The sequence below is a fragment of the Vibrio sp. 2-Bac 85 genome (assembly GCF_037546705.1).
Lineage (GTDB): Bacteria > Pseudomonadota > Gammaproteobacteria > Enterobacterales > Psychromonadaceae > Psychromonas.
On the sequence record NZ_JALAAB010000004.1, the window covers coordinates 299,409 to 319,578 of the forward strand.

A 20,170-nucleotide genomic window follows, 5' to 3' on the forward strand; every position below is an offset into this window, starting at 1 on the left:
AATTAGTTGATTTTTAGCTGAAGAAGATCAAAATCCTATGACTCAAAAGGTCATTACCATAATATGGTCATCAACTAACGCGACGGAAATCATCTAAAACCCTTGTAATAAAAACATCTAAAGTGTGTAGGTTACTGCAAGATTATTGATCCAGCCTAAGCTTGTAGTACCTCGGGAGTTTGTTAATGCAATCAGTTGTAAATTAAGGAATAGTAACTGATATTATTTTTTCAGAGTTTAACCTAACTACAGATTAGTTAAGTGATGTTTCATCATAGAAATTAAATTTTTAATGCTAATTCTTTATTGTTAGCCATAAAAAATAAAAGTTATTGCGCTCATAATAGTTGCAGTACTCAGAATAGTTACTCCGCTCAGATTACAATGTTAAGAATAAGTGCAAAGCTCAAGTTTAGCTGCAATGTTAGATGACTGGCCAAAGCGTCTGTGTTTCAATATTCACAAAACATTAAATATAAAAAGTAAAAAACAAAGACAAACTAAATAGAAATTAAATTGATACATAACAGAAGAGGTTGCCATGAAGTTATTTGGTGCAATAGAAGCAGGTGGTACAAAATTTGTTTGTGCAATAGGTACTGAACAAGGCAACATTTTAGAAAAAGTAATTATTCCAACATCTACTCCAGATAAGACCCTTGCGCAAGTGATCGCTTTTTTTAAAGATAAACCTATTCAAGCATTAGGTGTTGGTTCTTTTGGCCCTATTGACCCTAACCTTGATTCACCGACCTATGGATACATTACAAAAACGCCTAAGCCAAATTGGAGCGACTACAACTTAATAGGCGTATTGAAACAACACTTTGATTTACCCATCGGCTTCGATACTGACGTTAATGGGGCTGCGCTTGGTGAGTTAAATTGGGGGGCCGCAAAAGGGTTATCATCTTCATTGTACATTACTGTTGGTACAGGAATTGGTGCTGGTGCGGTGACCGAAGGTAACAGGGTGCATGGTTTATTACATCCTGAAATGGGCCATATTTCTGTGAGAAGACATCCTGATGATAATTATCAAGGTACTTGTCCATTTCATGGTGATTGTCTTGAGGGATTAGCAGCAGGACCCGCTATAGAAAAGCGTTGGGGTGAGTTAGCAAATACATTACCCGTTGAACATCAAGCTTGGGAAATGGAGGCTTATTACTTAGCACAAGCGCTGGTTAATTATATTCTCATCCTCTCCCCAGAAAAGATAATTATGGGAGGTGGGGTAATGAAGCAAGCCCATTTATTCCCTTTAATTAGACAAAAAGTGAAAGAAATGTTGAACGGTTATGTTAGTAAAGCAGAAATTTTGACGCATATTGATCACTATATAGTACCTCCACTATTGGGTGATAATGCTGGTATATGCGGCGGTATTGCACTTGCAATTAAAGCTTAAATATTTTTGACTGAAGTTAGCCATGTAAATAATTAAGCCTTAAATTGCTAAGCAAGCATTAAAAAGAGAGTTAATCTTCTTTTATTGCCGCTCTTTACTGCTCTTTTGCTGCAGACTTAAGGAGCAGACTGTTTGCGCTATTTTTAATAAAATGGATAAAGCAGTCTGCCATTGAATGTTGAGTAATAATTCCTTCACCTTCCATCATAGTCAATGCATCGTAGCCTTCTTTACCTTTCATGGTATAAGCGGAAGAACTGCCATAATAAAAACTTTCATGGTCAATCTGTTGCCAACCGTTCGCTTTTGTATAGATAACCAGTTTAGCAATACGTTGGCCCATAGGTCGTTCATTATAATAGCGAAAACTCAGGTTATGAGTATAAGGATAACTTCCAGACCCGCTTCCCATGACACCATTATTGGTCGCATTATTAATTGCACCCTCTAAAGCCTGCGCAATATATTTCCCCTTGATACGATAAACACCAATAGGCACAACAAAAGGCAGCAACTTACCTGCAATATCTGCTACTGAAATATTACCGCTGTTTAAAGATGACCTTACGCCGCCAGCATTATGGATTGCAAAATCAACTTGATGCCCATTATGATTCATCATATGAACAAATGACTCTGCAACTAGAGGCGCAATATCGCTTCCTCCTTGCACATCCGGTATGCGAATATGGCGCATATTGTCAGAGATGGTTGCAATCACGGTACTTTGTAACTTACGGACTCTGGGGATATATTTATCAAGTAGCAAACTTTGCAGTTGTAGATCTTTTTTACACACGACCACATTTTTATGTTGCGCAAGGTAAAGGCTGGCTTTGTTATAGAGTTGATCCTCATGAGTGCTTAACAGGGTTTTATCAATACATAATCGACGACCTATTAATAACTCATTTTTTCCATTAAACGCAGTGACTGAACCATCGGCGGCAAAGTCAATTTCACAATGACCAAGTGCCTGTGAATGACATCCTGCTTGAACAATATAAGTATCATTAATTTTTAAACCGTACTCAGACTCTTTTTTAAACCCTAAATCGCTTAAATCGCCTTGCAGAACATGAGTGTGCCCACCGACGATTAAACTAATACCATCCACTTTGTCTGCTAAATCACAATCACCCTCAAAACCTAGATGACTTAATAATATTATTTTATTAATGCCCGTTGATTGAATTGATTTAATAGTATTAATGGCTGTTTGGTAAGAATCAACAAAGGGTGTATCTAAGTCTACATTTGCGATATAAGCCATCTTGTCGATTGAAAGACCAAATATTGCAATCGGCTCGCCATCTACAATACGCGTGATCCACTGTGCAGTCTTATCCTTAGGTTGATAAGAGAGTAAGTTTGAAAGACCATTTAACCGATGAGACTTAGTGCTTAATTCGTTCGACAAATCCCAGTTCCCCGCCAACAATGGAAACGTGATCCGATCCAAAAAGGTAGCAACTGGTTCGTTACCCATATCTAATTCATGGTTGCCAATCGTCATCATATCAATACCTAATGCATTGAGCATTTCGGCATTCGCTTTGCCTTTAAACAAAGAAAAATACAATGTCCCTTGAAAACAATCACCGGCATGCATAAATAGAAAATCTCGATCATGTGCTAATGCGTTAGCTTTAAGTTGTTTAACCCGCGTCGCAATGCGTGAAAAGCCACCATTACTAACATAGGGAGAAAGCTTTTCTCCATCGATATTAAGTTGTAACTGCAATGCCTGGGGTTCAAAGTAAGAGTGCGTATCATTGATATGTGCCAATGTTATTCTCACTGGCTTATTGTTTTTTATCATAAACCTTCATTTTTATAATTTCAATCTAAGTACTGTTTCATTTGATAGTAACGTATTAATCGTGACAATATTATTAATATGTTTTTACTGTATGTTTTTTGCTTAACCTATATTTAATTAAATCACACTCTACCAATTATAATAAACTAATCAATTGAATAGGTAGCACTAAGCTTATATTGGTAAAATAGACATGGGTTTTACATTGTAAATTTTTATGCGTGATGTGTTTTATATGAGGGGGTTACTGGTTTAAGTGCGAGGGGGCGAAAAACCAATTATTATCCACTTACTTACAGTGTAGATATTGTATCGATATTGGTGAACAGCAAGGAACGGTATTATTTAGAGTCTAATAAAATCCCCATTTACATCTGGCTATAAAAAAGGGTACTTGTTGATAACAACAAGTACCCTAAAACTAAAGCAATAGTTTGCTAAGTTTCAAACCGTTAACGTTGTAATTACTTCTTCCAAGCAAATGATTCAAACATTGGATCAACAGGTGTTTGAGCAACGTGATTTACATAGTTACTGATCACTTTTTGAGATAAACCAAGAATAACTTCTAATACTTGTTGCTGACCGTAACCTGCTGCGAAGAATGCTTCCATTGCAGCTGCTGGCACATTACCACGGTCACGTACCATGCTTAATGTGAAGTCTTTTAATGCTTGTAGTTTTGCAGTTGGCAAAGCAGTGTCATTACGTAAAGCGTCTGTAATGGCAGTATCTACTTTCATTGAATGCGCGATTGCTGTGTGTGCAGGAACACAGTAATGACATTCATGCTCAACATTGATTGTTTGCCATACAACAGTCAATTCTTCTGCATTAAAAGAAGTGTTTGTAAATAATTCATTAAGCTGAGTGTAGGCTTTTAAAAGATTTGGAGATTCAGCCATTGTGCCAAAAAGATTAGGCACAACGCCCATTTGTTTAACAGCACCTTCAAGAATTGCTTTACTGTCTGATGGAGCCGTTTCTACTGTATGGATTTTAAATTCGCTCATTCTTTTACTCTCTCTAGTGATTAATCATTATCGAAATTAGTTTTTAATGAGAAGTTCATTCTCTTAAGTGAGACTACTATAATCGTTCAAATTAAGGGGCAAAACATACTTATTTATCGTTTTATTTGCATTTTAATTCGCATCCATATTGTAATAATTATAAAAATGCTAACTGGCTTGAGAGAAATACGTTGGGGTTTAAGTTATGAGCTTAAGTAAAAAGCAGTGGGGATTTGTTCGCTAATGTAGTTTAAGGCATCTTAATAATATTTAAGGTAGTTGATATAGTTAAATATAGTTAAATATAGTTGAATGTATTGGGAGTACTTAAAAAATAAGTGCTGTAATGTAAAAAGCCCGTTTAATTACTAAACAGGCTTTAATGAACTTTAAAAGTTTATGCGCATATTAATGGAAAGGTGCACCCACAAATATTTGATCAATAAACTTGTTAACTATTTCTTTGTTATTGTTTAACCGAGCATAAGTTCTTAACCCGATGATTTGTACTTGCAGATAACTTGCGAGTTCCATTGCATCTTTGCTTTGGTCTAACTCATCGGCATCAATAGCATCTGTAATAATGCCAGCCAGTCTATTTTCTATATTAGAGAGTATTTTTTTTACTTCATCTAAAAGCTCTTTGTTATCACTTTCAGTTAATTCAGACAGCGACTTTACAATCATGCACATACAACTAGGTTTACCATCTAGATTATCTATAATAAGTTTCTTAAGAAATAATTTTAGACCTGTTAATGGCGTTGCAGATTGATCTAAACAATCTTGTAATAAGTTACCTGTTTGCGCAGCGTAGTGATTTATTGCTTCTTTGAATAAATTGTCTTTACTGCCAAAAGTTGCGTATATGCTACCTGGGCGGAGGTCAATAGCCGTTTGTAAGTTACGCATAGATGTTCCATGGTAACCTTTTTCCCAGTACAAATTAGTCGCTTTTTCAATGACCTCTGTACGATCAAACTTAGCATTTTTACTCATATCGATTTCTTAAATTAATAATAGAACACTCGTTCATTATACATTAACAAATTAATCTTGCCATGCTCTTTGTTCATGATTTACTTTTTACCTGTTAAATTAAATTTACTCAAATGACTCGATATTTTAATCAATAACTGCACTTTAGTGCTCTTTAGCTAATCATATTTTCTACCTATTTAAGTAGTGTTTTGAAGTGAAAACGTTAAATGTATATATAAAGTCACATATTAATTATTTATATGTGACCTAGTAATCTGTACTTGATGGTTGATAGGTGTAGGTTTTCAGTGCAGACAGTGATCCGTAAGTTGCATGTGTAGATCGTCGGAGTTGCTATAAAAAGGTTGAAAAATCATATTATGCTGACAGTGACTACATAACGTAGATGATAGTCAAAATAGTTATTTAATGAAGATATGAGCCTGCTCTTTGTGTTTGCAAAATATTAGTTTAATTAAAGACAATCATAAGGAGAGTGCTATGTACTTAATTACTAATCGTAAATTATCTAAAGCAAGCAGTTTAAAATGTTTTGGGAAATCCCCTAATGTTAAAGGACCTAATGAATTACGTTTAGTTAGGGTCGAAAAATTAGACAACGGATGGAAAGTAGAGCCGCTTGATGACAAACTAACTGCCAGTAAAGTCAAACAACTAAAATCAAAATATCACCTTGATATTGATACTGATAAAGATTGGTATGCGAGTCTTGAAGTCGCCTGTGAACTCTTTGAACGTGCTAGCACAGAGCAAAAATCCATTTTATTTTTTGTACATGGTTATAACAATGACGTTGAGGATGTTTTAAAAGCCGCCTATGAGATTGAATCTTTATACAATGTGATTGTTGTTCCATTTACTTGGCCTGCAAATGGAGGTGGTGTTATTTCAGGAACAGGCGCGTATCTTAGTGATAAATCTGATGCACGAGTTTCAGCTGGTGCACTTAATCGCACCATTGGCATTATTCAACAACTGCATTTATTACTGACACATTCTTTACAACTTAGACGTCAAAAAGAGGCATTTAACAAACATCCGGATAACCCAAATGCGGAAGCTTCTCTTTTTACCAAACTAATGGCAGCAGACTGCTCCGTTACAATCAATTTACTATGCCACAGTATGGGGAACTACGTTCTAAAACATACGCTTTCCACCAGTGAAAACGAAACCTCAGGATTGGTGTTTGATAATATCTGCTTGGTTGCTGCTGATACTAACAATAAAGAGCATGCTAATTGGGTAGAAAAACTTGATGTAAGGAAAAGAGTGTATGTTGTTATTAATGAAAACGATTCTGCACTGAGAGCATCACGTATCAAACCGGGCAAAGAACAAAAAGCGCGATTAGGTGCGTATCTGAAAAAACTAAATAGTCCCAATGCCGCGTATATAGACGTTACCGATGTCAACGGCATTGGCACCGATCATACTTATTTTAAGGGAGAGTCGGTCAATGAAAACAATGCACTTAAGGTTATTTTTGAAGGTATGTTTAACGGAAAAGTCGTTGAACCCTTATTAGATTACCAAGTTGATATGAATACCTACAAGTTATAATTGACTATCTGATCAGGTATAGCTTTCTGCATAACTTTCTGCATAGTTTTTTGTAAATATAAAAGGCCACTCATTTGGCCTTTTTAATGTTTCATATATGAACTTTAGAAATAAGTGAGTCTAGATCTCTGCTAATTATTATTTTTTATCTTTTTTATTAATCTCTTTCTTAACAACTTCTTTCTTGGCAATAAAAGCACTGGGCAGAACCTCAACACCCACTAAACGGCCTAATTTTATGATCATAGGAATAGTAATAGGGGCAAAAGGCAAAACTGCAAACACTCCTAAGCCTATTCCTTTTAATACATTGACCATTTGCTCATTGGCCATTTTCATCTCTGCTTTGCTAGCTTGGCCTTGTGTATAATTTTTATAGGTGGTTAACATCAAGATCGTTTCTTGTTTTTCCTGTGCTAGAGCAATTTTTAGCTTAATCATTGCACGCCTAGTTTTTAATCTAAGCGAGAGTTTTTCGATACGCAAAACGCGTAATGGCACTTTGTGAAAATAACGTAAGGTTTTCATTATTGACTCATTATTTTTTAGGTAATAATAATAGTAATTTTGAAGCTAACGTTAGTAATAATAAACATACACCACCCGCAACAATACCGACTAGCCCAGTTAATATGGTTGGGGCAATATATTCAAAAAGATAGCTAAGAGTAAAGAAGTAATGTTCAATATGATGCACAAACTCTGCTATGAAATAGATGTTATGAACGATTATTCCACCGCCGACTAAAAACATCGCGATGGTGCCTACAATGACTAGAAATTTCATTAATAATGGGGCAAAAGCTAATAGAAAATTACCTAGCATCGTTTTTAATGTGTTTTCATTTTCAGTATTTGCACCTTTAAGCAAATATAGCCCTAAGTCATCAAGTTTGACGATCGCAGCCACTAAACCATAAACAAAAACAGTTAAACCAATGGCTAAAGCAATCAGCACCAATACGCGAGTTAATATGTCTGCATCGGCAATAGTACCTAATGCAATTACTACAATTTCAGCGGATAAAATAAAGTCCGTGCGAATCGCGCCTTTAATTTTATCTTTTTCTAAAGCCACGAGGTCGATATTTTTATCCGCATTTGCTTTGATACGTTGTTGTTTAACTTGCTGATTGATGTCTTGTTTTTCATGAAGAGTAAACAAAGAATGCGCTACTTTTTCAAAACCTTCATAACATAAATATAATCCACCAATGACTAGTAAAAAAGTAATGGCTGAAGGGAAAAAAGCACTGAGCAATAATGCAATTGGTACAATAATAGCTTTATTTAATAGAGAACCTTTAGCAACCGCCCAAACTACGGGTAACTCTCTATCGGCTTTTACGCCTGAAACCTGTTGTGCGTTTAAAGCAAGATCATCGCCCAAAACGCCTGCTGTTTTTTTAGCCGCGACTTTACTCATTAATGCAACATCGTCTAGTACTGCAACAATATCGTCTAGTAACGCTAATAAACTTAATCCAGCCATCGTTATCCTTTTTTATGTAAAGCAATAAATACAAAAATTTTTTTGAGTAGGGCCAGCTAGACAATTATTTAAGCCGACCCGTCACTATATAACAGTAACGCTCAAAGGCTCAGTGTTATCTTTATGATTTTTAGAAGTTAATTGAATGAAAAAGGCATAAATCAATACCTATGGTCAAGTAGACATCGAAATTAAACTTTGGTTTACATTGATGTTTTGTCTCTTCTCTTTAAAGCGAAAAGGTCGTTGTAATGCCTAGATTTTAATCATAAGTTGCGCACAACTGTCGTTTTAAACCTTAGATTGTATTGGCTATTGTTTTTAATTTTAGTTTTCGGGATGATATTACTTAAGGTAAATAACGTGATAAAAGTTGATGGTTTAATTGTATTAAATAATCTTTACCAAACGGGCCATTTTCAAGATCTCGTGACAGAAATTCAGGTAAATCTTTATCATACTCATCACTGAAAAATGCAATACCACAAGCAATAGAAGCAACACTATCAGTATCTCCTCCCAACATGATTGCTCTATCTAATACTTCCGAAAGGGAGCTCGATTGAGATAAAACGGTTAATACAGCATCAATAGTATCAATGGCATCACATTCCGTTCGATCGACTTTATCTTCAATAAAGAACTCATTGGTCTGTAAACAGACATACTCAAATAAACCCTGTTTACTACCTAGTTTGTTAACGAAATAATAAACAGCTAACGCCACGGCTTGAGAGGCTATTATCCCTTCGTGAGTGTTGTGTGTAACAGTCGCTTGAATGCGCGCTTTTTCCAGCATCTCGGTTTTATCTTTTATTAAACCCAATGGTACCGAACGCATGGCAGAACCATTACGCACACTATCAGCATAGATAGTGTCAATAAATTCATCGGCAGTCTTTGTTTTTAATAAAAAGTGATAGAAGTTATCTGAGTATGTTTGCCTAGGGTCTCGTTTAAATACTTTTAAAAAATACTCTGCAACTAACAGTTCGTTCCACGTGTTTTGTACGTTAAGCATTAGCTCACAAATGGCGAGCGTCATCTGCGTGTCATCGGTATAAGAACCAGCTGGCCGGTTATCTAACCAGGGTTGATGATATTGTGTAAGACAATGTTTTTCTTCAATATAATCTGTTTCAGTAAATTCAAATCCGGCACCATAAGCATCGGCCATTGCAATAACTAATAACATCTTTTCCTTCCTTGGCCATTCATCGTATATCCCTTGTATTCAACAACCAGTATTGTTGGAAGACTATATGATTAACCGTAAAACAGGAATTTACGGTTAATCATTTCAAAAAAATTGTTTAACAAACAAAATATTCGGGGACTATAGGCAAAATTGTGGTGCATCAATAATATAACTTATAAGTGATACACTTATATCATGAATAATAACAACAGCATAAGAGTTAGTCGCGACTTGTTAGCTACATCAAATTTCAAATAAATTACCATTTTATTTGAATAAAATTTTCCTATTTAATTTTGGTAAATAATGTCTGTAATAGCATTTTTCTTCACTATTATCAGTATTACCTCGATCAACAGTACTTTCATTAAGAATACTTCATCAACTTACCTTGATAAAAAAAACCTTTAACATCATTGGTTGGCTCATTTCATTATGGCCTAATCTATTAGTTTATTTTGTGTAGCAATTGGTGGCATATAAATTAAAAGTTAATGAATATTCAGGCATTTTATAAAATATTAGAGCATACCTCTTAAGAGAAGGAAGAAATTAATGTCAATTTTACTCAGTAAATAGCATATATCTATATCAATGATATTAAAGACACTTTAACTCATGTATATTAATTGTCATATTTTCATGAAATTGGTTAAGGCGTTTTATTTTATAAAGCTAGGCTCGGTTACTCAGGTTTTCATTATTATTTATTCTTTCATATTAGTAAAAGGATCCGCTGTGTTTGCAGATATTAATGTAAAGGTCATTATTGGATTATTTTGTTTATCTATAGTTGCAATTTTATCCCACCGATTAGGCATTGTTGATACCAAGTATCCTCTATTAATTAAAAGCAACGATTCTGTAAAACTACTGTTGAAAAGTGCGCATGTCGATTCACATTTTATAGATAATGCGGGAGTATCTTTACAGTGTAAATTAACTAATCAAGATGGATATGAGTTTTGTGGTGTAGGGATACCATTGACCGATGGCATAAGAAATAATGGTCTAGATTTGAGTGTATACAACCGAATGTCAGTTTCAATAAAATATACCGCACCCGTTGATAATGCCAAATTAAAAATTTCATTCAGAAATTTTAACGACAAGTACTCCAATTTAGAAGACTCGGTGTCATTAAAATTTAACAGTATTTCATATAATCCCAATAGACATAAACTTCCTGTCGACATTCCTTTCGACGCTCTTCAAGTTGATAATTGGTGGGTTGATCAATACAAAATTGGCTTCACCAATAGCCAAGTTGAATTAACCAATGTTTCTTATTTAGAGATATTAACTGACAGTATGAATGTTATTGGTGATTATAATATCGAAATCCAACGTATCGATTTATATGGAAAATTAATCTCAGAAGCGAACTTACTCAAATTAATTTTATTAATCTGGTTAATCACGATCATCTTTTTGGTCACGCTACAACGTAATATTTTACAACGAATATCGATTACCGATTCATTAACTGGGTTATATAATCGTCAAGGTATCAGTGCCTGGACCAATAAAAAAATATTCATGGGGATGGCTAGACAACGTTTTCATATGTTCTATTTGGATCTAGATGATTTTAAAAAAGTCAATGATACCTATGGCCACCAAGTAGGGGATCAGTTATTAATTAGTTTTTCACATTATGTACAAAATTATTTAGATTCAATCGAAGGTATTCAATTTACCTTTGCAAGATTATCAGGTGATGAATTTGCATTAGTGGTTATAGGTTTAAAAGATCATCAAATAAAAACGTTTGCTAAAAATTTACTTGGGGTTTGGGATGCTCCAATTACGCTCGAAGAACATGAAACTTATGCCCGTGCAAGTTTGGGTATTGCTAAATTAAGTGCAGATGTAAAAACATTTGACGGTTTATTAGCAAGGGCCGATTCAGCAATGTATTACGCAAAAAAAGAAGGTAAGAATTGTTTCAAAGTCTTTAACGAAACAGTTTCACAAGATATATTTTTCCGTAAACAAACTGCTGAAAAAATTAAAAATGCCATTATCCACGACCAATTTCATTTAAATTTTATGCCTATATTGGATGCTAAAAGCTTAAAAGTAGTCAGTGTCGAAGTATTAATTCGGGCTAATACGCATGAATTATTAGGGATTGGCCCCGATGTTTTTATCCCTATAGCAGAAGAATATAACCTAATTAAAAGCATCGATTTATGGGTTATTGAGACAACGTTTAAAAAAATAACAAAAGAATCCACGTTTTTACAATCACATCCCTTAGTATTTTGTATCAATATCTCATCTGTAGAGTTACATAATCCAATTTTTGTACAACAACTTACTGAGTTAATGTCTCTATACCAAATAGATCCAACAACAATTGAACTTGAAATAACTGAAACTTGTTTGGTTGAAGCGGATCTAATGAGTGTCTCAACACTAGAGGAGATACACAATCTAGGTATTCATCTCACATTGGACGATTTTGGAACAGGGTATACGGCATTTTCACAATTGATTAACTACCCTGTAAGTTGTTTAAAAATAGATAAAACGTTTATTGATAACCTAAATTCAGCGGATAAAACAACATCAACCATGATCAAAGCGATTCTTTCAATTGCAGAGTCATATCAATTAAAGACAGTCGGAGAGGGGATTGAAACCTATCAACAATACGCATTCCTATTAGAGCAGGGCTGCGATATGCTTCAGGGATATTTATTCAGTAAGCCTCTGCTTTGGAAGGATTTAAGGGATATTTTAAGCGATTCTAATCAACAACCGTTTATCCCTAAAAAATAGAGTGGCAGAATAGTAAATAGTAAATAGTAAATAGTAAAATGCATTTCTTATGTAACTAATTAAACTAACTAGAATAGTACTCTAAAAAAAATAAGTCTTTTTAGATCAAGTTTTTGTTAATGGCATGTTTAATTCAGTTTAAATTACAATAAAGTAACCAAGTTATTATGCGAATCTAGTAATAGCGCCATAGCAATGTAAAGTAACATGGTTTTTTATCATGACAAGTATTGAGCGTGGTCGTTATATTGACTACAATTGCGCAGTTTTATTTTTTCTTATCAAAGGTCTTAATCATGAACGACACTAAATCTTTACCCGCTTTACCAGATCGCCTATCAGTTGATCCTCGCAGTCCACATCATGTAGCTGAAATTTTTGAACATGAAATCGGCATCAAACTAAACGGCAAACAACGTTTCGATGTTGAAGAATACTGCATTAGCGAAGGCTGGGTAAAAGTACCTGCACATAAAGCATTAGACCGTCGTGGACACCCACTAATGAAAACAGTAAAAGGCACAGTTGAAGCTTTTTATGGTTAAAATGCTGAAATTAAATGTGTAGCTAAATGCTTAGCTAAATGATTTTTTGTTAGCCTACTATCAATTAATGAATAGGCGGCTTTCGATAAAAATCGTTTGGGCGTTTAAACTTCAAATTACCTTTTTGTAATACTTACTGTGCAAAAAGGTAATCTTCATCTGTAGTTAAATCTTTTCTGTATATTTTTTAGAAAGACCAAAAATTGAATATAAGTTTATTTTTATGTGTAAGTTACATCTTTCTACACAACAACACAGCGTTCATATTTGTATAATTCATTTGTTCACTGATTAATAAAGCTACTTACCTACAAGCTATACCACTATAAGCAAGTAAGATAAGCATAAAAGCAATAGTGTTTTTACAAATTACTAATTATTGATTATTGATTCTCTTAACCGCTTTTTTAGATATTTTCAGTTAATCTCTTAAATGCTCTTGTAAATAAACATCTAAATAGAAATTTATGAAATCACTCTCTTTATCTCAAGCTAAAAAGCTATCATTACTTTCTCAAGGTTTACTTTCAAAAGTTTCAAAGACGGGTAATAAGCGAGATAAAACATTAGCTGTGTTTAATAAGCTTGGTTATGTGCAAATAGATACAATTTCAGTGGTGCAACGTGCACATCACCACACGCTTTTTAGCCGCAATTCTCATTACAACATCGATCATTTAGATCAACTGGTGGCAAATAAAGACGTATTTGAATACTGGTCGCATGCAGCAGCCTATTTACCCATGCAAAATTATCGATTTACTTTGCTACGAAAAGCAGCCCTAAAACGAGGTGAACAAAAACACTGGTTCACCAAAGATAAAAAAATGATGAGTCATGTCCTTACGCGAATAGAGAACGAAGGACCATTGATGGCGAAAGACTTTGCATCGCAAAATATTAAAAGTAATGGCTGGGGAGCAAAGCCAACAAAACAAGCGTTAGAAATGTTATTTATGCAGGGGGATTTAATGATCACCGAGCGTAAAAATTTTCATAAGGTGTACGATTTAACATCGCGAGTGCTCCCTAATACAATAAATACTTCAATCCCAACCAATGAAGAACATGGGCAGTTTTTAGTCTTAAATTATCTAAAAGCACATGGATTTGGCACATTAAGTGAAATAACTTACTTACTAAAAAATAGTAAAGCACAAATAACCCAAGCACTTAATGAGTTAGTAGAGTCGAAGGCAATAGAGCGTATACTTATTAATAAAACGCCTTATTTTACATGTGATAGTGCTTTAAATTTACTCAATGATAGGCTCAATAAAAAGCAGGCAAAGATTATTTCTCCGTTCGATAATCTACTCATACAACGAAAAAGAGCCCGTACTATTTTTGAATTTGATTATTTATTAGAGTGCTATGTACCAGAGGCTAAACGTCAATTTGGTTATTTTTGTTTGCCTATTTTATGGGATGGAAATTTAGTTGCTCGCGCCGATTGTAAAGTAGATAAAACAGAAAATGTACTCAACGTTAACCATTTACATTTAGAACCTAAATTAAAAACCAAGAAGCCTTTTTTGAAGCACTTGATATAGAACTAATCAGTTTTGCTAAATTTAATGGATGCCAGAGGTATGTCATCAACAAAGTATCGAATACACCATAAATGAGATTCAAAGGTTAATTGTCGTAGCTTTTTTAAAACAGTATCAACCAAAGAAATCGAATCTGTGTACAGAATTTAATGGCTATTTATTAATTTTATGATGAAATTACGAACTGGTTAAGGTAATCAAATCTTGTGTCGAATCTCCAACTGGTGAAAGCATCAGAAATGAGTATTAATTAAAATATAAATTAACAAATCAAGAAGCTTGTGAATGGGTACTCTTATTGTCTCGAGAGTGTTAAAAAGCGCAACCTTTAAAAGAGGGACGAAGGCGGTGATTAATATTAAATATAATTATAAAAATAATTTAACTGCTAACGAGCAAACCTTTTAATGTGGCTACGGTGAATTCATTACTGGTGTAACATTAGTTGGTGAAATAGTTGTTATTTACTAATAACTAATAACTAAAAACTAAAAGTTCAATTTCATAACACGCCTAAAGGCTACTCAATATTATATATTGGAGCAATGCATAAATGATTAATACTATCGATTACCATCATATTTTTTCTGAAATTGCATCTGAATTCAAAGAGGTTGATGACCTTGGTGCGATCGCAAACTATATACCTGAATTAGGTAAGGTCGATCCAACTAAGTTGGGAGTTCACCTTACTACTGTTGATAACCAACACTATGCATTTGGTGATGCTGACGAACCATTTTCAATTCAAAGTGTGGCAAAAGTATTATCACTGACATTAGCCTTGAAAATTATGGGCGGAGATCTTTGGAATCGAGTGGGTGTTGAACCGTCGGGTTCACCTTTTAATTCTTTGGTGCAGCTAGAATATGAAAAGGGCATCCCGCGAAATCCATTCATCAATGCTGGCGCGATTGTTATTTGTGATATTTTGGTTACTTGTTTGGATGACCCAAAGAATGACTTACTTGCGTTTATTCGAAAAATATCAGGTATTGATAGTATTAACTATTCTTCAAAAGTAGCAGAGTCAGAGAAAAAATGCGGTTATCGTAATTATGCACTAGTCAATTTAATGAAAGATTTCGGTAATATTCATAACGACGTAGATATTGTTTTAGACCTCTATTTCTACCTTTGCTCAATCGAAATGACCTGTAAAGAATTGACTAACGCTTTTATGTTCCTTGCTTCTGGTGGTATGAATCCTATTATAAATGAAAGGGTTATTAGCCTTACGAGAACAAAACGGATAAATTCAGTGATGTTGACGTGCGGATTTTATGACGAAGCTGGTGAGTTCGCTTTTAGAGTCGGTTTACCTGGTAAAAGTGGTGTCGGTGGTGGCATTGTAGCCATACACCCTGGTAAATTTTGTATTGCAGTATGGAGCCCAAAGTTAAATGCCAAAGGTAATTCTTATAAAGGAATGAAAGTGCTTGAAGCACTCACTACCAAAACAAAATGCTCTATATTTTAATTTGGGTTAGTAATGAAGACTGCTATTTTAAAACAATTGCTAACAATAATAAAAATTCTGTAAATATTAGCCGTTATATGAAATTTAAATTGCACGTTCAGGCGTTCAGAAAACTTAATTAAAAAAAAGTTAATGTGATACTGGATCTCACGGTGGAGAAATTTAACCAAACAGTGAATGAAAATAGAATAACTGATTGAATCTAAAATAAATATAAATTATGGTCAGTTGTTATTTGAATCTATGAATCACATGCTCAGCTTGCACAAAACACCACAAAAATAGACACCACCAACGTTGACGAAACCATTATCACAAAGTGTATAAGACCATACATCATAAGCTTTTTTTCTGTGACATTTTGAATAGTTTGATGACGAGTTATTATGGCGAGCCTGTTTGAATTTTACTCACAATCTACCTTATTGTATTTATACTCAATAGGGAAAGTCTGACCTTCTACAGCTTCCTTTATGCTTTTATCAATACGTAAAATATTGTTTTCAAAATCATCGACTAAACGATACCGCATTTCAGTAATTGAGTTTTCACCTAAAATGTATATTTCCTCTTGGCTAGTTTCTCCCCCATCTGCAATAGTAAGTGTGGAGATCGCGTTTACAGTATCTCCTCCAAGACTATTCAGTACTCCTTCAACAACACCTTCATATCCAACGCTGTATTCTGCTGATTGAGAATAACCTGATTTTATACCGGTTACTTTTGTGCCGTAAATATCTAATTTCAATTCACGAGTTTCAGTAACACCTTCTTCACTTCCCTTGTATCGGTAACAAGAGATATTACCAAAATCAAATGCTTCGTTAGGAATCTCATTTACTATAGAAAATATAAAAAGTTCACCTGTTTTTTTTACCTGAACACCGTAACGAGAGGTTTCAGCTGTTGAGATTAAATTAGCTACGGTCAGATCGTCGGTTTCTTTATAAAACCGACCTCCTGAGCCAAAACAAACTCGTGCTTCTGTTGTGTCACACGCTTCGATACTTGAATAATTTCTAATCTCTTCTGGAAGAGCGATATCATCCCAGTTGTTAACAAGCCCCTGTACTGAAGCTTCTGTTGTGGTCTCTACTACAACTTCCGCTTTTTTCGGATTAGAAGTGAAATAGTTGTAACCAAAAAGTCCGGCTAGAACGAATAAAACAATAATAAAAATATTTTTCATAATGGATGAATTACAACAGCTTGAACCAAAAGTGATTGAATTATGAATGTTTTATTCTAAAGTGCAACTTGGTAGATATTTATAACGAGTTATTATGGGTAGTCTGTTTAAATTTATATCGAATCTTGTGGGTAATAATTCTTTAATGTCGCCATTATTTTATTGTATAACTCAACACTGTTTTGCACCACTTGGCGTAAATTCTTTATGATAGATGGATTTACTGTAAATAATGTGAGGTGTTCATATTTAGCTAATACATAAATAGGGCTTTTTTGAGTTCACAAACTACAGCGATTTTTTGTTCTGGATAGCGTTGTTGAGATCCATTGTCCACTCATGTAATGCTTGAGGTTTATGTTTAATGCTTGAGGTTTATGTTTAATGATGGAGTAATTATATATCTCAGTATGATTGTGATGTTCGCATATATCATGCTTTTTATTAGCGCAATCTATTCCGATTAAAACAGCAATATTATCAATATTATACTCTTTCATTTTGAAGCTCCTCCATGTAAAGTAAATGTTGAAATGTGCTTAAGGCTCGTTTCTCGCAGGTATTATAGATAGTCGTTGTAGGCATCCCTGATTATCCGTATTGAAGCTAGTTGCTCTGTTGGTTCTCGATCGTCTTGTTGTTAAAAACATTAAATGTTTGGCCTTCAATATTCGTAACCAACAGAGGCATATTCCGCTTAATGCAGCGATATTTTAAAAGGAGTTTAAATTGATTCGATGTACACTTGCGACTATTTTATTTAGTTTGTTATTAATTTCTTGTGGTAGTGATGATAAACAAGATGACTCTGTTGTAAATGAGTTGTTGGGAACATGGAAGACTGGATGCCTCGATGATAGTGATGAGTACACTATCACTACATTGGAAGTTAAAGAGAAAACAATTAATTCACAATTTACTTCATATTCGACTAGCTCATGTGAGAATGTACTTACTTCCACGCCTTTAGAGTCAACATATACCTTAGGTGAGGAAGCTACCACCATATTAGGAAATGAAATCAGGAATATCGATATCATGCTACAAAATGGTGACGTAGTTATAGACATTTTTAAGATTGAGCAAGGTTACTTATATTTTGGTGAAGCTCGTGACGATACTTTAAGAGCAGATACCATTGATTTTACGTCTTGGTTCGAAAAACAATATTAAACGATACAACTAGTTAATGTGAAAGTAGATCATTAGTCATTTAATAATATCCGACAGCAATAAGGTTGATGAAGTGTATTAATAATTTTTTCATTCAAAAAAATTAAGTAACTGCAGTAAGTGAATGTTTAGAATATATTACAATTCAAAAGTAAAACTTAATGCTAAGAGTTTAATATTAAGATTTATCTGGTTGAGGAAAATATTCAAAAACGTTACTCGGATACAGATGATTAATTAGGTTTGGGCAAGCGAGGTTTATTCTGGTCAGGGTGTAATACAATTTGTATTACACCCTTTGGACTTTACTTTTAAATCGTTAATTTAAGCATTCTACTTATCACTAGAAACGATATTCAACACCGATACTAGCCTGCTTAAAGTCTGTTTCTGTATCGGAACCGTTAGATACATTATCCAAATTAATTTCTGCATCATACCAAGTGTACTCTGCATTAATTAAAAAACGCTCTGTTACTTTAAACGCTACACCCGCACCAGCAAATACACCTTCATCATCTTTGTTGCCAGAAAACCCGACCACATTATAATCTGTGGAATACCATAACTGACCACCTTTAGCATACAACTCTACTCGATCAGCAATCGGTAATATCAACTTTAATCCTGCGGTATAACCATCTGTTTCAGCGCTAGATAAATTGTTGCCGTAACTACCAAAATCAATATAGCTACCTTCTAGAGCTAAGTAGTTGTTGAAGCGATAACCGATTATGCCTTGGAGAACATCATTGTCGTCGTCAAAGTCATCTTCGCCATCTACTTTTAGGTAACCATAATTACCGCCGACATAAACGCCATTTTCTGCAACGTCTTTCTTGAAGTCATCAGCGTGAGAAAAAGTACTAACAGAGGCTAACGAAATAAGTCCAGCTAAAGTAAGAATCGTATTTTTCATAAGGTACTCCTAGTTAATTACGTGAATTCATTTAACTAGTTACAAAATGGATGCCAACCTTATAAAAGTAACAAAGAGCTGTTTATCTGATTTTTAGATTTAATTTAATATCAATGGGTTACGTTTATTTTTTTGTGAGTAAATGTTGGAGAACAATATATATGCATTACTTTTTTTTATCCGTTCAATAAGACTGTGATAACGTAAAACTGTAATTTTTTCTGATTAAATTGTAATATTTTCAAAGGGTAAGCGGGGGCAGAGTAAACTTTATTCTATTACCTTATACCTTAAAAGAGCGCCCCCATTTTCTTTGGATGCATACTTTACCCGTTAGTTTTCTATTTGGCCTTTAAATGCGTCGTTGCCGATTCCCATGCCTTTATTGGGGGAACTAATCAAAAATATCGAGTTGACTAATACGTCATTGAATATAGTTCTGAGTAATCAAAATATTAAATCATTTTTAACTGTGTAATTACCATATGAATGGTATAACAAGATGTTAAAACAATAGGTTGTGATCCTAATGTCCAAATATTTAAACTCTCTATTTTTTCGCTTAATACATCAGAAGGTTTAACAGAACAGTCGCTAAAATTTTTTTAAAATAGAAGGGTAGTTAGTTAATACTATTTTATTAATAGCATGTAGTTAAAATCATATAAAAAATATCCTGTCATTTAAGATAAGGCAGATACAACCTTGAAGTGCATAGCAATTTTATGCAAAAAATGGTTTTCCTGCATAAAAGTTTAAACTGATTTTTCAGCAACGGCACTTAAAATGAAGATTTTATTTTTATTTCCTCATGGTATATAAGTGGTTTTATATACAGAGTCGTCGATATTCCGCCTTTCCGTCGATAATGCGGGATTATTCGGCCTATTTACATGACGAGTATTTGATAATTTCCCGTAATGCATTGATATATCAATTTTTAAGTGTAATGTCCGATTAATTTTATCAAATTAAGATATTCCGTATTTCCACCAGAAATATGGAATATTTCTGTATAATAAG

The 20,170-nt window shown here is 34.1% G+C and carries 14 protein-coding genes and 1 pseudogene; 7 read left to right on the forward strand and 8 right to left on the reverse strand.

The window, feature by feature from the left end; translation table 11 throughout:
• Positions 1 to 541 precede the first annotated feature (541 nt).
• Entirely contained in the window at positions 542 to 1,411 is an 870-nt protein-coding gene (locus MT390_RS07010) for an ROK family protein (RefSeq protein WP_499440346.1), read from the forward strand.
• 94 nt (positions 1,412 to 1,505) lie between these two features.
• Here MT390_RS07010 and MT390_RS07015 read toward each other — a convergent pair whose 3' ends face one another.
• From MT390_RS07015 to MT390_RS07025, 3 genes are all read right to left on the reverse strand, one after another.
• Positions 1,506 to 3,233, reverse strand: a complete 1,728-nt coding sequence (locus MT390_RS07015) for a bifunctional metallophosphatase/5'-nucleotidase (protein WP_499440348.1) — start codon at positions 3,231 to 3,233, stop codon at positions 1,506 to 1,508.
• A 464-nt stretch (positions 3,234 to 3,697) separates the two neighbouring features.
• Complete coding sequence (locus MT390_RS07020; protein ID WP_499440350.1) at positions 3,698 to 4,246, reverse strand: carboxymuconolactone decarboxylase family protein; 549 nt, start codon at positions 4,244 to 4,246, stop codon at positions 3,698 to 3,700.
• A gap of 408 nt (positions 4,247 to 4,654) precedes the next feature.
• Positions 4,655 to 5,245: a TetR/AcrR family transcriptional regulator gene (locus MT390_RS07025; RefSeq protein WP_499440351.1), complete on the reverse strand. Its 591-nt coding sequence runs from the start codon at positions 5,243 to 5,245 to the stop codon at positions 4,655 to 4,657.
• A 483-nt stretch (positions 5,246 to 5,728) separates the two neighbouring features.
• Here MT390_RS07025 and MT390_RS07030 point away from each other — a divergent pair, with 483 nt between their 5' ends.
• Positions 5,729 to 6,811, forward strand: coding sequence for an alpha/beta hydrolase (locus MT390_RS07030; protein ID WP_499440352.1), 1,083 nt, complete (start codon positions 5,729 to 5,731; stop codon positions 6,809 to 6,811).
• A gap of 138 nt (positions 6,812 to 6,949) precedes the next feature.
• On the opposite strand, the gene MT390_RS07035 is transcribed toward MT390_RS07030, so the two are convergent.
• The 3 genes from MT390_RS07035 to MT390_RS07045 form a co-directional block, all read right to left on the reverse strand.
• Positions 6,950 to 7,339, reverse strand: a complete 390-nt coding sequence (locus MT390_RS07035) for a hypothetical protein (protein WP_499440353.1) — start codon at positions 7,337 to 7,339, stop codon at positions 6,950 to 6,952.
• A 10-nt stretch (positions 7,340 to 7,349) separates the two neighbouring features.
• A complete protein-coding gene (locus MT390_RS07040) occupies positions 7,350 to 8,303 on the reverse strand; it encodes a DUF808 domain-containing protein (protein WP_499440354.1) in 954 nt (317 codons plus the stop codon).
• A 349-nt stretch (positions 8,304 to 8,652) separates the two neighbouring features.
• Positions 8,653 to 9,498 (reverse strand): ADP-ribosylglycohydrolase family protein, encoded by an 846-nt coding sequence (locus MT390_RS07045; protein ID WP_499440356.1) that lies wholly within the window; start codon positions 9,496 to 9,498, stop codon positions 8,653 to 8,655.
• Between the two features lie 741 nt (positions 9,499 to 10,239).
• Between MT390_RS07045 and MT390_RS07050 the strand changes: the two genes are divergently transcribed.
• From MT390_RS07050 to MT390_RS07065, 4 genes and pseudogenes are all read left to right on the forward strand, one after another.
• A complete protein-coding gene (locus MT390_RS07050) occupies positions 10,240 to 12,288 on the forward strand; it encodes a putative bifunctional diguanylate cyclase/phosphodiesterase (RefSeq protein WP_499440358.1) in 2,049 nt (682 codons plus the stop codon).
• A 296-nt stretch (positions 12,289 to 12,584) separates the two neighbouring features.
• The gene (locus tag MT390_RS07055; RefSeq protein WP_166369477.1) at positions 12,585 to 12,833 is read left to right on the forward strand and encodes a DUF3297 family protein; all 249 of its coding nucleotides are present in this window, start codon (positions 12,585 to 12,587) and stop codon (positions 12,831 to 12,833) included.
• A gap of 467 nt (positions 12,834 to 13,300) precedes the next feature.
• A pseudogene (locus MT390_RS07060) lies at positions 13,301 to 14,457 on the forward strand (winged helix-turn-helix domain-containing protein).
• A 482-nt stretch (positions 14,458 to 14,939) separates the two neighbouring features.
• Entirely contained in the window at positions 14,940 to 15,866 is a 927-nt protein-coding gene (locus tag MT390_RS07065; protein WP_166369481.1) for a glutaminase, read from the forward strand.
• Positions 15,867 to 16,272: 406 nt separating this feature from the next.
• Here the strand turns inward: MT390_RS07065 and MT390_RS07070 are convergent, their stop codons facing one another.
• Positions 16,273 to 17,055 (reverse strand): hypothetical protein, encoded by a 783-nt coding sequence (locus MT390_RS07070; RefSeq protein WP_499440360.1) that lies wholly within the window; start codon positions 17,053 to 17,055, stop codon positions 16,273 to 16,275.
• Positions 17,056 to 17,784: 729 nt separating this feature from the next.
• Here MT390_RS07070 and MT390_RS07075 point away from each other — a divergent pair.
• The gene (locus MT390_RS07075) at positions 17,785 to 18,228 is read left to right on the forward strand and encodes a hypothetical protein (protein WP_499440361.1); all 444 of its coding nucleotides are present in this window, start codon (positions 17,785 to 17,787) and stop codon (positions 18,226 to 18,228) included.
• 343 nt (positions 18,229 to 18,571) lie between these two features.
• Here the strand turns inward: MT390_RS07075 and MT390_RS07080 are convergent, their stop codons facing one another.
• A complete protein-coding gene (locus tag MT390_RS07080) occupies positions 18,572 to 19,147 on the reverse strand; it encodes a porin family protein (protein WP_499440363.1) in 576 nt (191 codons plus the stop codon).
• Positions 19,148 to 20,170 lie beyond the last annotated feature (1,023 nt).